This window comes from Amycolatopsis plumensis (genome assembly GCF_042652605.1).
Classification (GTDB): domain Bacteria; phylum Actinomycetota; class Actinomycetes; order Mycobacteriales; family Pseudonocardiaceae; genus Amycolatopsis; species Amycolatopsis plumensis.
Window position 1 is genome coordinate 43,748 of the sequence record NZ_JBHSJY010000001.1, and the last position, 13,619, is coordinate 57,366.

The 13,619-nt window shown below is 63.6% G+C and carries 8 protein-coding genes and 4 pseudogenes; 8 read left to right on the top strand and 4 right to left on the bottom strand.

Translation table 11 applies throughout. The features are described 5' to 3' along the window. The first annotated feature begins 275 nt into the window (after positions 1–275). Positions 276–1,667, top strand: a complete 1,392-nt coding sequence (locus ACFPLC_RS00220) for an APC family permease (protein WP_378235639.1) — start codon at positions 276–278, stop codon at positions 1,665–1,667. On the opposite strand, the gene ACFPLC_RS00225 is transcribed toward ACFPLC_RS00220, so the two are convergent. Next, a complete protein-coding gene (locus tag ACFPLC_RS00225; protein ID WP_378208259.1) occupies positions 1,668–2,555 on the bottom strand; it encodes an MBL fold metallo-hydrolase in 888 nt (295 codons plus the stop codon). Positions 2,556–2,765: 210 nt separating this feature from the next. Between ACFPLC_RS00225 and ACFPLC_RS00230 the strand changes: the two genes are divergently transcribed. Then, the gene (locus tag ACFPLC_RS00230) at positions 2,766–3,113 is read left to right on the top strand and encodes a winged helix-turn-helix transcriptional regulator (RefSeq protein ID WP_378208265.1); all 348 of its coding nucleotides are present in this window, start codon (positions 2,766–2,768) and stop codon (positions 3,111–3,113) included. 70 nt (positions 3,114–3,183) lie between these two features. On the opposite strand, the gene ACFPLC_RS00235 is transcribed toward ACFPLC_RS00230, so the two are convergent. From ACFPLC_RS00235 to ACFPLC_RS00245, 3 genes and pseudogenes are all read right to left on the bottom strand, one after another. Further along, positions 3,184–5,286 carry a DUF8189 domain-containing protein gene (locus ACFPLC_RS00235; protein ID WP_378208262.1) on the bottom strand — a complete coding sequence of 701 codons (2,103 nt, stop codon included), beginning with the start codon at positions 5,284–5,286 and terminating at the stop codon, positions 3,184–3,186. Positions 5,287–5,384: 98 nt separating this feature from the next. Continuing rightward, positions 5,385–6,428, bottom strand: a complete 1,044-nt coding sequence (locus ACFPLC_RS00240) for a PLL family lectin (protein ID WP_378236304.1) — start codon at positions 6,426–6,428, stop codon at positions 5,385–5,387. Between the two features lie 78 nt (positions 6,429–6,506). After that, positions 6,507–6,953 (bottom strand): annotated as a pseudogene (locus ACFPLC_RS00245) (CHAP domain-containing protein); the annotation flags it as partial. A 333-nt stretch (positions 6,954–7,286) separates the two neighbouring features. Here ACFPLC_RS00245 and ACFPLC_RS00250 point away from each other — a divergent pair. The 6 genes and pseudogenes from ACFPLC_RS00250 (at position 7,287) to ACFPLC_RS00275 (ending at position 13,559) form a co-directional block, all read left to right on the top strand. Further along, positions 7,287–8,612: a PLL family lectin gene (locus tag ACFPLC_RS00250; protein ID WP_378235640.1), complete on the top strand. Its 1,326-nt coding sequence runs from the start codon at positions 7,287–7,289 to the stop codon at positions 8,610–8,612. Between the two features lie 161 nt (positions 8,613–8,773). Then, positions 8,774–8,959 (top strand): annotated as a pseudogene (locus ACFPLC_RS00255) (IS701 family transposase); the annotation flags it as partial. 527 nt (positions 8,960–9,486) lie between these two features. After that, positions 9,487–9,735, top strand: a pseudogene (locus tag ACFPLC_RS00260) (IS110 family transposase); the annotation flags it as partial. A gap of 771 nt (positions 9,736–10,506) precedes the next feature. Beyond that, positions 10,507–11,769, top strand: a complete 1,263-nt coding sequence (gene ltrA, locus ACFPLC_RS00265) for a group II intron reverse transcriptase/maturase (protein WP_378235641.1) — start codon at positions 10,507–10,509, stop codon at positions 11,767–11,769. Positions 11,770–11,895: 126 nt separating this feature from the next. Then, positions 11,896–12,018 (top strand): annotated as a pseudogene (locus tag ACFPLC_RS00270) (IS110 family transposase); the annotation flags it as partial. Positions 12,019–13,355: 1,337 nt separating this feature from the next. Beyond that, positions 13,356–13,559: a hypothetical protein gene (locus ACFPLC_RS00275; protein ID WP_378196496.1), complete on the top strand. Its 204-nt coding sequence runs from the start codon at positions 13,356–13,358 to the stop codon at positions 13,557–13,559. Positions 13,560–13,619: the final 60 nt, after the last annotated feature.

Consider the following 13,619-nt stretch of genomic DNA (forward strand, 5'->3'; position numbering starts at 1 on the left):
CCCACTCCTGAACTGGGGGCCGACGCTGACGCCGACAGTCCAGTTGGATAGTTTGCGTGCATACCACCAGGACCGACAAGCCGTTTTGGTTATATCTGAACCCCGTTGTCGATCTTTCTGGATCAGAAGCCTTGCCGAGTAAATCGCGTATTGTCGCCCGACATGGCACTGACCAAACCGTCACCCGTCCGGCGACGTCATGGAACGACTTCGCAGTCTGAACATGCCTGGACAAAGGGCCTTGTTGGAGCTTCCTCGCCACAGGGAGGCACGTCGTGAGTTCACCCACTCGATCCGGGGAACCGCCCGCGCTGGAGCGCAAGATCGGTCCGCTGCAGGCCACCGCGATCAACATGACCCAGATGTGCGGGATCGGCCCGTTCGTCACGATCCCCGCCATGGTCGCCACCATGGGCGGCCCGCAGGCGATGTTCGGCTGGATCATCGGGGCGATCGTCGCGCTGGCCGACGGGCTCATCTGGGCCGAACTCGGCGCCGCCATGCCGGGCGCCGGCGGCACGTACCTCTACCTGCGCGAAGCGTTCCAGTACCGCACCGGACGGCTGATGCCGTTCCTGTTCGTCTGGAGCGCGGTGCTGTTCATCCCGCTGATCATGTCGACCGGCATCATCGGGCTCGTCCAGTACCTCGGCTACCTGATCCCCGGCGTCACCGACGACGCGGGCACGACCCCGCTGGGCAAGATCATCGGTGTCGGCATCACGCTGGTGATCATCCTGGCGCTGTTCCGCAAGATCGGCCAGATCTCGAAGCTCACCACGGTCCTGTTCGTCATCATGCTCGCCGCGGTGCTGACGACGATCGTCGCGGCGTTCTCCCACTTCAGCGCGGCCCAGGCGTTCGCCTTCACCCCGGGCGCGTTCAGCTCCTCCGGCGACGGGACGTTCTGGGGCGGCCTCGGCGCCGGCCTGATCATCGCCATCTACGACTACCTCGGCTACAACACCTCCGCCTACCTCGGCGGCGAAGTGCGCAGCCCGGGTCGCACGCTGCCCCGCTCGATCATCTTCTCCATCCTCGGCATCATGGGCCTGTACTTCCTGCTGCAGGTCGGCGTGCTCGGCTCGATCCCCCTCGACCAACTGAAGGACGCGAAGTCGGTCGCGTCGTCGGTGCTGGAACAGGTGTGGGGCACCGGGGTCGCCAAGACCATCACCGTGCTGATCGTCATCGCCGCCATCGGGTCGGTGTTCGCCGGCCTGCTCGGCGGCTCCCGTGTGCCGTTCGAAGCCGCGCGCGACAAGGTGTTCCTCCCGGTGTTCGGCAAGCTGCACCCGAAGCTGCACCTGCCGACCGCGGGCGTGCTCACCATGGGCGCCATCACGATCCTCGGCTCGCTGTTCACCCTGACCACGGTGATCAACGCGGCGGTCGCGACCCTGGTCATCATCCAGTCGCTGGCCCAGGTCGCCGCGATCGTCGTGCTCCGCCGCCGTCAGCCGAACCTGAAACGGCCGTACCGGCAGTGGCTCTACCCGGTGCCGACGATCATCGCGCTCATCGGCTGGGTCTACATCTACGTCTCCGCCGACTGGCTGTCCATCGGCTTGTCGCTGGGCTGGATCGTCATCGGCGCGGTCGCCTACCTCGTCTACGCCAAGACCGAGCGCACCTGGCCGTTCGGACCCAGCCCGGCACCCGCTTGATCAGAGCTTCGCGAGGGTCGCCCAGCGATGTTGCTTCCTCGGCGGCAGGAAGCGACCAAACACTGTGCCGGCGAAGTGCCCCCCAGCGACGACAGTGCGGTCGTCGTGATACTGCTCGAGCAGCGCCACCCGGGCGTACGTGCCTCGCTCGGCATCGACATCGAGCAGGAAGTTCCAGTGGGTTTCACTGACCTGAGCCTGGGTGTGCATGACGTCACCCAGGATGAGAACACGCTCGTCACTCCCGGGGTCGGTCACGAGCAGGCTGGTGTGGCCCGGCGTATGCCCGGCGGTCGGCAGGGCGGAGATGCCTGGGACCACATCCTCAGCGCGGTCGAAGAACTGAATCACGGAGCTCAGCGGCTTCTGCACGGCGTCCGGGTCCGGCCCGGTCACCTCGGCTTGTCCGTTCCAGTAGTTCCATTCGTCTCGGTCCACCAGATGCCGAGCCCGTCCAAAGGTCAGAGCGTTCGCCGGGCTGGTGTGGACGACGCCCGGTGCCGGAGCGAGATCACTCGTCCATCCCACGTGGTCGTGGTGGAGGTGCGTGAAGATCACGGTGTCGATTTCGGCGGGGTCAACACCTTCGTCCGCAAGGCTGTCGAGGAGCGCCCCACCGGTGAACGAGCCCATCCCCGGCACCTCGAAGTCGACCGCTCCGAGGCCGAGATCGACCAGGACTCGATGGGTCGGCGTGGTGACGAGGAACGAACCGACGCTCACTGGGAGCCGACCGTCCGGATCGAGGTAGGGCGCATATGCGGCCCACCCGTCCGAACCGGAAGAAGGGAAGAGCGTCGAGGGCTCGAGGTGAACTTCGCCGTCGGGCAGGTAGGTGATCGTCGTCGATCCGATGGTGACTTGGCTCCGCGGTGCCGCACTAAGCATTTCTCATCCTTCCTGAGGGGATATCGCTTACCATCGGTTAGTGTCATCGCTCCCGCAAGTACGCACTTGCAAGTCCGTACTCGGCTGGATCGCGTGGTCGACGAGCTTTCCTCGGGTTAGCATCGAGCCATGCGCGCAACGCATCCTCGGCCGCGTCCTGGCAGCCGCCGACCTGCCCGCGCCCGCTTGGCGGATGGCCATTTGGCCAACGTGTACAGTGCCGCGTGCCCGTCCCGCCAGGCACTGGACCGGCTCGCCGACAAGTGGAGCGTTCTGCTGGTCGGGGCCCTGTCGTCAGGCCCGCACCGGTTCGGGCAGCTGCGGGATCAGATCGACGGCATCAGCGAGAAGATGCTCACACGGACGTTGCGCAGCTTGGAGCGAGACGGCCTCGTCAGCCGGGAGTCCTTCGCCGACCGGACGGTCAGCTATCGTCTGACACCACTCGGCCGAACTCTGCAAGAACCGATGGCCGCCATCCGCCAGTGGGCCGAGCAGCACATCAACGAGATCGAGGAGGCCCGGCTGCTCTCCGACTCCGCAGACGATGGTGACTGACTCACCCATCGATGGTTCGGTAAGGCGCGGGACCGCCGGGCCGCCGCTCGCCGCACACCTGACAGCAGGCCTACGGAGACAGAAGCACCTCAGCTTCCGACAACTCGTGGGCTCCGCCGGGTTCCGATTGGTGTCGCACAAGGACCCGGCCGTCGTCGGTCAAGGCGAACACGAAGATCCGGCCGTCACCGTCGACCACCGATGACGGCTGCCCCACCACCACTGCTCCGAGGTCGGACCACTCATCGTCGAACCTCGAGTCCGGCCCGATCTGCTTCGTGGTGCTCAGGCCGCTACCACCGTTGGTCTCGAAGAGCACGATGCGACGATCGGAACCCACTTGTTGCGTAGCGTCAACGGACGCGATCGCATCAACACCGCCATGTCCGCCGACCAGGTCGGTCGACGAGTTCCACGATCCATCGGGTCGCTGCCAAGTGCGTCCCACCAGGCTCGCACGGTCCACCTGCGCGTTTCGTGCGAGCCGGTAGTAAACCTCCACGTGGCCGTCGTTGCTCGACGCCGCACGCGGCGGCCCGGCCGGCTCCATCCCGGGCAGATCCGGCTGAAGCTCGAAGACCTGAGCGCCTGTCTCGACGTCGGCGCGCCGCGCTCGCCAATACTTGATGCGGCCAACTCCGCTCTGGACAGCATAGGCGAACAGCGACACCATGCCAGTGTTCCCCACGGTCACCGCGAGCCCATCCTGAACACCTGAGCCCCCACCCAAATCCACCCAGTTCGTCCGGAAACCAGCGTTGGGGTAGGATTGGACCTTCGAACTGACGCCTCCGCCGGCATTTTTGATGAAGACTTGCAAGCGACCGCCGGGCATGAGCGACACGATCGGCAGGCCGACTTGCGCCGGATCGCCGGCATCTGCGTTGGGATTCCCCAATGACGTCCATTGCGCGTTGAATTCGCCGTTGGCCGACACCTGCCAGGTGGTGACCACCTCGTTCGTGTCGGTCCGAAGAGCAAAGCACTGAAGACGTCCGTCTTCGTTTCGCGCAACAGAAATACCCGGGGCCAGCGGACCGGGCGACGTCAGCACGGTCGGAGCCGCGAACGATCCGTCAGAGTTCTGCCACCAGGTAACAAGCTGCCCACCCTCCACAGCAAAAGCCTGCACCGTGCCGTCTTCATTTCGCGATGCCCAAGTTGTACCCGTTGATGCACGGTAATACATTCGTTGGGGCCAACCGGCGTAGTCGCCGGTGGGGGGCGCGTCGATCTCCGCGTCGAATTTCAAATACTCACCGAAGACTGCTCTCTTCAGACCGTACGCCTCCGCATCCAAGTTGACTTGGCTATCATCGATGTTGTAATTCCGATACGGAACAACACGTACGGTCGCGCCGCTGGCCGATCTACTGAAGTTCTGCACCGCATCTTGGGCAAACTTCGCACCGACGATGTGATCACTATGATCGTTACCCCAGCTGGGGTTGAACCGGTAGCGTGAATCAGGTTCATAGTCCTGGATACGCACCAAGGTCGCATGAAACTTCTGATACAACGCCGCCAGCACACTGACGACTTGAACACCGCTTTGATATACCGTGCGATTCGCCGACGTAAGGGCACTTCCGTCAGGTATCACCGTACCCGCGCCGCGTTCGTCGGCCCAAAGGTGGTAAAGGCTCGCACCGCGGAGGCGGTAATCGTTCCCATTGACATCGACGTCCACATCTGCCCAGTCCGGCAGGTTGAGGAAGACGAGCTGGATATCTCTCCTGGCCTTCAGAGTGTGAATCTCCACCCATGCGCCGGAGATGAGAAGGGCGTTCTGTTCCCAATCGTCGGCGACACCCGCCATCCGTGCATATGCCGCATGAGCGCCGAGCTGGCGGCAACGTGCGTAGAGCTCACGATCCAGAAATGAAGGCTGGCGGCACACCGTGGGACTCGGTTCGGCACTGACACCCGGGGTCGACGTATATCCGCCTTCTCCGGCGGTGATGTAAACCGTCTTCACAGCTCTCCCGGAACGGATGGAGTTGTACACGTCCGGATTCATGAAGAGCAGGTCGTCATCTTGGTGGGCCACCACGTCAACCACAACGGCAGCTGCCGGCTCGACAGCAGCAGCAGATCCTGGGAAGGGCGACATCGCGACGAGCAAGGGTGTTACAGAAAGGCACCGAATCCAGCTCGGCAGGGAATCCCACATCTAACTCTCCATATTCAGGCGCCAGAGAAGCACTCGGCTGGTTGTTGGTGGTTGGAGGGTGGTCGAGCCGGGGTGGTGTCCCGGCTCGACCGTGGGGGTTAGGGGGTGGGTGGGCCGCCGAAGGGGTTCCAGCCGGTCCAGTCTCCGTTGGTTTTCTGCTGGTGGCGGTTCCAGATTTGGTCGTCGCCGGCAAGGTGGATTTCGAGGCGTCCGTCGGCGTTGGTGGCGATGTTGATGTCGCGGCCGTGGCCGTTCATGTCGGCCCAGCCTGCCAGGCCGAGGTTGGGTCCGATCTGCCAGTTCTGTTCGGCGGCGTTGCCGTTGGTGGTGACAATCTCGAGGTGGCCGTCGGCGTTGCGGCTTGCGGCGATCTGCGCTTCGGGAAGCCCTCCGGTGGCTGCCCAGCCGGTCCAGTCGCCGTCGATGGTCTTCGCGTAGCGGTGCCAGACCTGGTCGTGCCCGGCCAGGAACACTTCCAGACGCCCGTCGGCGGAAGGGGCCACGGCGATGTCGGTGCCGCCGCCGGCTTCTTCCTGCCAGTCCGACCAGCCGCCGTTGGGGTCTTTCTGCCAGCGGTGCAGGGTTTTGTCGGTGTTGACCGCGAAAAGCTCGAGTCGGCCATTGCCGCTGCGGCCGGCGCCGAAGTGGGCCATGCCGAGGCCGCCGATACCGGTCCAGCCGGTCCAGTTGCCGTCGGTGGACTTTTCGTAGCGGTGCCAGACCTGGTCGTGCCCGGCCAGGAACAGCTCCAACCGGCCGTCCGCGTCGGGCACCACCGCGATGTCGGTGCCGCCGCCGGCTTCCTCCTGCCAATTCGACCAGCCACCATCGGCTTGTGTCTGCCAGCGGTGCAAAGTCTTGTCGTTGTTCACCGCGAACAGCTCCAAACGCCCGTCCGCGCTACGCCCGATACCCAGCCGGGCACCCGGCAAACCACCCAGCTGCTCCCAACCCGACCAGGCACCATTCAGCTCCGTCTGCCACCGATGCCACACCCCATCAGCACCACCGGCAAACATCTCCAACCTGCCACTCAACGACGGCGCGGCAACCACCCGCCCCGTGGACTGAAACCGAGGCAAATCATTGTCGATGTAACTGGGCGAATCCGCCTCGGGCGGCGACACGTAGCCTGAAATCAAGACGTTTCCTCCGCCACCTCGACTGGCCAGAGGGTCCACGGTCCTGCGAACCACCGCTTCGTTCCAGTTGCCATCGACAGTGACGATATTTCCGTCCGCAAGTACGTCGACTACGACAGATATGTGACCATCGAAGAAGTCAGGCTCACCATAGATCGCTACGTCTCCTGGACGTGGATTGCCACCCTTCGTACCCGGAGGCCGACGCTTGTACAGCCCTCGAGGCTCGCCCCACTGCGCCCACTGCGTAGCTACCCACGAACTCGGGATGTACTTGACCCCAGCCGTCCGCCATACCCACTGGGTGAAGATTGCGCACCATTCGTACTCCGTACACGGACCGTACTTCAGGCACCTCGCGTTCGCCTCCGAAGCACCGACTTCAGCGTTCGCGATCGCGGCGATGTTCTCGCGTAGGCTCGCTGCTTGCGCAGACGGCGCCGCGACGGAGCCAGCCACGAGGAATGCGGCAGCCATAAGTATGCCGAAGACTGTTTTCAGGTAAGCGTATCTTTTCTGTTTCATACCGTCCTCGTTTCGCTATAGATTGCTGTGGCAGATTAGCCGGTGCCAATGTAGAAACGCTGCAATTGTAAACGCGCGAGATTGCAGTGCATTTATAGGACCAAGTGTTAGCTTGATCGCCTAGCAATGAGCTTCGAAAACCTAAGGAGTGCAAGTACTGTGCCGAGATTTCTTTTGGCGACCCTTGCGGCAGCCTTCGCAATGGGCGCGGCAGCGACGCCGGCCGGCGCTGCCATCGATCCACCGGTGAGCGTCGAGAGCTGCTCCTATATACCGCCAGAGCGGGACTTGTCGGTGACAAAGATTGTGTACGAAGTAGGAAAAAGCCGCGGCGTGTCTGAGAAGGTCATGCTAGCCGCTTTCGAAGCCGGCTGGATCGAATCGAACATGAACAACCTCAACTGCGGCGACCTGGATTCCCTTGGCGTGTTCCAGCAGAGACCAAGTCAAAACTGGGGTACGCCTGAGCAAATCAGAGACGTTCGTTACGCGGCAACAAAATTCTTCGAACGTGCGCAAACTTTGGAACCACTTTTTCCGGGACTATCCGCAGGCTTGCTTGCAGACGAAGTTCAAAATTCGTGCTGTCCATATAAATATGATCAGGCTGAGACCAAGGCGCGGAGCTTGCTGGATGAGGTTAAGCGCCTGCTGCCGAACCTGATCGACAATGATTTGCCTCGGTTTCAGTCCACGGGGCGGGTGGTTGCCGCGCCGTCGTTGAGTGGCAGGTTGGAGATGTTTGCCGGTGGTGCTGATGGGGTGTGGCATCGGTGGCAGACGGAGCTGAATGGTGCCTGGTCGGGTTGGGAGCAGCTGGGTGGTTTGCCGGGTGCCCGGCTGGGTATCGGGCGTAGCGCGGACGGGCGTTTGGAGCTGTTCGCGGTGAACAACGACAAGACTTTGCACCGCTGGCAGACACAAGCCGATGGTGGCTGGTCGAATTGGCAGGAGGAAGCCGGCGGCGGCACCGACATCGCGGTGGTGCCCGACGCGGACGGCCGGTTGGAGCTGTTCCTGGCCGGGCACGACCAGGTCTGGCACCGCTACGAAAAGTCCACCGACGGCAACTGGACCGGCTGGACCGGTATCGGCGGCCTCGGCATGGCCCACTTCGGCGCCGGCCGCAGCGGCAATGGCCGACTCGAGCTTTTCGCGGTCAACACCGACAAAACCCTGCACCGCTGGCAGAAAGACCCCAACGGCGGCTGGTCGGACTGGCAGGAAGAAGCCGGCGGCGGCACCGACATCGCCGTGGCCCCTTCCGCCGACGGGCGTCTGGAAGTGTTCCTGGCCGGGCACGACCAGGTCTGGCACCGCTACGCGAAGACCATCGACGGCGACTGGACCGGCTGGGCAGCCACCGGAGGGCTTCCCGAAGCGCAGATCGCCGCAAGCCGCAACGCCGACGGCCACCTCGAGATTGTCACCACCAACGGCAACGCCGCCGAACAGAACTGGCAGATCGGACCCAACCTCGGCCTGGCAGGCTGGGCCGACATGAACGGCCACGGCCGCGACATCAACATCGCCACCAACGCCGACGGACGCCTCGAAATCCACCTTGCCGGCGACGACCAAATCTGGAACCGCCACCAGCAGAAAACCAACGGAGACTGGACCGGCTGGAACCCCTTCGGCGGCCCACCCACCCCCTAACCCCCACGGTCGAGCCGGGACACCACCCCGGCTCGACCACTGCTTCCGGATCCCGTCGGCGTTGAACACGTCGTTCGGAGTGGCGGGCTTGCGGACAACGAGCTCGTCGGGCGGTGCGGGTGGAAAGCAATGACGCAAGGTGTGCGTGGTTGGGGTAGACCGCGAAAACTGACGTGGGCCTGGACCAGTACCAGGTCCGCCGCTACGACGCCTGGTACCGGCACATCACCCTGGCCATGCTTGCCCACACCTACCTGGCCGTCGCCGCCGCGATAGCCCCGAAAGCCCTGGCAGCGGCCGCATCCCAATCACGCTTGGCGAGGTCAAGCGTCTCCTGGCACACCTGATCACCACCCGCTCGACCGCCTCGCAACCTGGGCCTGGTCACACTGGCGCCGACGCCACCAGCATCGAGCCCGACAAGCTCACTACCAGCGAAGACAAGCTATTGATCACAAGCCGTGTGTTCGGCGTCGGCCTGGGTAGAGGTCACCCGGATGGCAGACTGTGACGAGTCACGCCGCGTGCGGCGGACGAGCTGCTATCAAGCCAATCAGGTAGGCCAGACCGACGCCGACGCTCCAGCAGACATCTCGGGGGCACGGCAAACCATCACTATCGCCAGGTCAACGCAACCGGCTTCCTGTGGGCCTTCGGCGCCATTTCCCGACCTGGACCTGCCAAGGACCACTACGACCGACGACGCGCCCGCGGCGACCGCCACGCCGCCACCCTGCGGCACCTGTTCAACCGCATGCTCGGCCAGCTCGTTCACTGCCTGCACACCGGCCAGACCTACGACCCGATCAAGGCCTTCGGCGAACCAGTGCACCCTGCCGAAGCCACCGCAGCTTGACAGTTAGCGAGATCGGAGGTCTCGATGCCCGGCATCGGAGTCAGGACCGCCGCCCGCATCCTCCTCGAAGTCGGCGACGCCTCCCACTTCGCCACCTCCGGGCACCTGACCGCTTACGCCGGCATCGCTCCTGTCACCCGCAGCTCCGGAACATCGATCAAGGGCGAGCACCCTGCCCGGACCGGCAACCGCCAGCTCAAACGAGCGTTCTTCTCCGTCTTCGCCGTCCTGGCCGACCCGACCAGCCGGGCCTACTACGACCGCAAAGTGCGCCACGAGGCGCTTGATGTTCGAGTGGAGGTGAGAGACCTTCGCCGCCCGGCCGTCGCAGCGGCCGGGTTGAAGCTGGGAGCAGCCCGATCCGGGGAACGCCGGGGAGGGTGGGAAGCAGCTCCGACAACGTCGGGACGCGCCAGCACTGCCAGATGGTGCGGGTCCGGCTAGCGAGGCCAGAGGGTACAGCGCAAGCAAACCAGTGGTTGACGCCCCGTAAGCGTCGTACCGGCTCCAACCTGGCGGATGCGGGCCGGGATGCAGTGCGCGGTTCCTGTTTTGCGAGGGAATCGACTCCGAAGCCATGTTTCCCAAGTGGCGAGGAGGCCACGCTGACAGTCTGCGGCGTAGGCGTGGCGATGCTGCCGGGGTAGAGCTGGGTGCCTGCCTGGCCGATCGAACACCGAGTGAACGTGGGAACCGCCCTCGCTCGCCCTCCCCGCTGGGCAGCCAGCCCGGCGGCGGGCAGGTCCGTTGCCGACCGATGGGCGTGGGGCGGGACGGAGGTCTCGTAGTACTCCGAGCCGGGGAAAGCCCGGCACATGGGGAAGGAGACCAGCAAGTCAGCAAGGAGGATGCTGGAATGCCGGGAGGCCACGGGTGAACACCCGCGATCCGGAATCGGTCCTGTATTGGGCTGAGCGCCGGGTACTGGAGATCCAGACCAAACTGCACCGATGGGCGACCGACGATCCTCAGCGTCGGTTCGACGATCTGTTCAACCTCGTCACCGACCCTGCTTTCCTTTTGGTGGCATGGGATCGAGTGCGGAGCAACAAGGGGTCGCGCACGGCCGGAGTGGACGGCAAGACCGTCCACTACATCGAAGCCGTTACTGGGGTCGAGGAGTTCCTCGACCAGCTTCGCTGCCAGCTCAAGCAGCGCAGCTTCCGCCCGGTTCCGGTCCGGGAACGGATGATCCCGAAGGCGAACGGCAAGATGCGCCGCCTGGGCATCCCGACCACGGCCGACAGGGTGGTCCAAGCGGCCCTGAAGCTGGTGTTGGAACCGATTTTCGAGGCGGATTTCCACCCGTGTTCCTACGGGTTCCGCCCCGGACGAGGGGCGCAGGACGCGATCGCCGAGACATGGTTCCTGGCCAAACACTCCTACGAGTGGGTGGTCGAGGGCGATATCGAGGCATGCTTCGACATGATCGACCACACGGCCCTGATGGACCGGGTGCGCCGTCGTGTCGGAGACAAACGCGTGCTGGGCCTGGTGAAGGCGTTCCTGAAGGCTGGCATCTTCAATCAAGACCGGCAGTTCAGGAACACCGAGACCGGCACTCCGCAGGGAGGCATCCTCTCGCCGCTGCTGGCCAACATCGCCCTGTCGGTCCTGGACGAGTACTTCGCCCAGGTCGAGGGCGGCCCGGCCACCCGCGAGTGGGAACGCCAGAAACGACGGCGGCGGGGCCAGGCCAACTACCGGCTGATCCGGTATGCGGATGACTTCCTGGTCATGGTGTCCGGCGACCGCGAGCACGCCGAACAAGCGCGTGACGTGGTGGCGGCGGTCCTGGCGCCGATGGGCCTGCGTCTGTCGGAAGCCAAGACGATGATCACCCACATCGACGAGGGCCTCGACTTCCTCGGCTGGCGCATCCAGCGCCACCGCAAGCGAGGCACTGACAGGCAGTACATCTACACCTATCCGGCCAAGAAAGCCCTCAAGGCCGTCATGGCCAAGGTCAAGATGATCTGCCGGCAGAACAACAACGAGCCCTTGGCGGCCCTGCTGCGCCGGCTCAACCCGGTGCTGCGGGGCTGGGCCACTTACTTCCGGGCCGGGGTGTCCGCCTCGACATTTCAGTACCTGTCCAAGTACGCCTGGGAACGGGTAATGGGATGGATCAGGCGCAAACACCGCAAGATCACCTGGAAGGAACTTCGACGCCGCTTCTGCGGCGGCGAATGGTGGCCCACCGACGGTCAGTCCTACCTCTTCGACCCCGGCCGGATGCGGATCATCCGCTACCGCTACCGGGGCACGAAGATCCCGACACCGTGGACCGCCACGAGCTGAGGACCACCGGCTACCCGGCCGGGACTTGTGGAGAGCCCGGTGCTCAGCAATGGGCACGCCGGGTTCGGCGGGCGGCCCGAGGAAACGGACCAGTCGAAAGACCGGCACCGCGCCTCGGGCCGACCCAACCGAGCGGAAGGCAAGAAACACAACGCCGCCCTCATCTGCCTGGCCCGCCGACGCTACGACGTCCTTCACGCCATGCTCCGCAACCGCACCCACTACCGCCACCCCGAACCAACACCGGCCCCGGTGCGGCTCGACAAACCCCAAGGTACTCCCCGCAGACGCCGTCGCTCGGCCGAAATCCATGCTGCGAACCGTCCTGTACGATCACCCGATCAGCAGCAGCCGGCATACTGGAGACGTTCGCGCGGAAAACATCACCACGGTGAACACCTCCGGTGTCGGGATACGGCGTGCGCGGCGCGAGAGTCATCGACACTGAAATTATTGCGGGCGAATTGGTTACGATTTGTCCGCACACGGACAACGAAAGTCCGCCCGTCGTGGCTGAAGCCACGACGGGCGGACTTTCTTGCCCAGAAACCGCAGAACGTGGGGGGAACGTCACGGTAACCGAGCCGCATCGGCAGCAATCTGCTGCTGCCGTAATGGCACTGTCGGAAACCTGCCCGTGAAGGGCAATCGACAGCTTTGTCTTTGGCGTTTACCGGACGGTGGCGTCCAGGCTATCCCTACGAACCGAACGTCACGCTGAGCGCTTGGACCCACACCTTCGAACCAGGAGCGATTCGCGTCACAGACCCGGCACAAGCTTCCTGAGTGTAGGCCCACGCATAGGAGTCAGTCTGGTTGTCGGCCCACGTTTGTCCCACGGTGCCGGAGAAGAGAGCATGACAAGGCGCCGGAGCCGGGTTCTGGAGCACTGTCTGTCCATACTTGAAGTAGTCGGTGGCAGCGACGTCGTCGGAACCGGCAGCCGCCGCAAGAGCCGACTCAGGCGACAGTAGTGTCGCAGCAAAACCGACGGTCACGATAGCCACTGTCTTTGACACACGCGCAGATAGGCTAATCATCAAATCTCCCCAGAGCGGAGTCAAAATAGAGTGTAGCGCTTGATACAAACCGAGACCGTTGGGCGTGCAGAACGACGTAGCAATCCGTCATGCAAGCCTTCCATCACTGTGCGACAGGGCCCCACTCCGACAGTGTTAGCGCCAGCTGCGGTAGCCGTTCCTTCAGCATGCTACTGATACCCCTATCGGCTCACTGGCGGAGCACAAGTCCCGGATTGTCGATCGACGACAACCTATCGTTGCCCGGGTCGATTAGACAACTGCCTTCAGTCAATATTGAACTTTGCGTGAGGCTCGTCGACGATCTGGGTCGTCAAGGTCTCCCGAGACCGCGGCGCGCAGCCACCCTGAAGGTTCTCCCTCCGGAGCCGCGACCTGCGTCAACCCCGACGACGCACCAGGTCCGGCTAAACCTCCCGTGGGCCGGACAAGAGGACCCACCCTCGGCCGCGGCCTCTGTCGGTCGACAGCCCGACACAAACAGATGGGAGCACCACACGTGTGTCGGCACGTCTAGACCTAAACGGCTCCGAAGTACACGTCGATATGAACTACCTGGCAACCATCAATCACGAGATGTTCGACATTGCAAAATTGTTTCCCGTCATGCCTCCTCGCATGGTACCGGACAAGAGCATGGCTGCCATCCAACGCCAATTGATCAATCTCAAAAGCGAGCAACTGCTCATGAAACGGCCAACACCTTTTCAGGAACACATTTCGATCTATGCAATCATCGTGCGGGCTTGAGAAGGTGAAATCGCTGGCTATAATCTTTTCGACAAGCGATCGATTACTTGTCTCGTATGC

Coding starts and splice junctions, on each gene's coding strand:
- ACFPLC_RS00275 (WP_378196496.1), top strand. CDS start 13,356: ATGAACTACCTGGCAACCATCAATCACGAGATGTTCGACATTGCAAAA.
- ACFPLC_RS00235 (WP_378208262.1), bottom strand. CDS start 5,286: ATGTGGGATTCCCTGCCGAGCTGGATTCGGTGCCTTTCTGTAACACCC.
- ACFPLC_RS00225 (WP_378208259.1), bottom strand. CDS start 2,555: ATGCTTAGTGCGGCACCGCGGAGCCAAGTCACCATCGGATCGACGACG.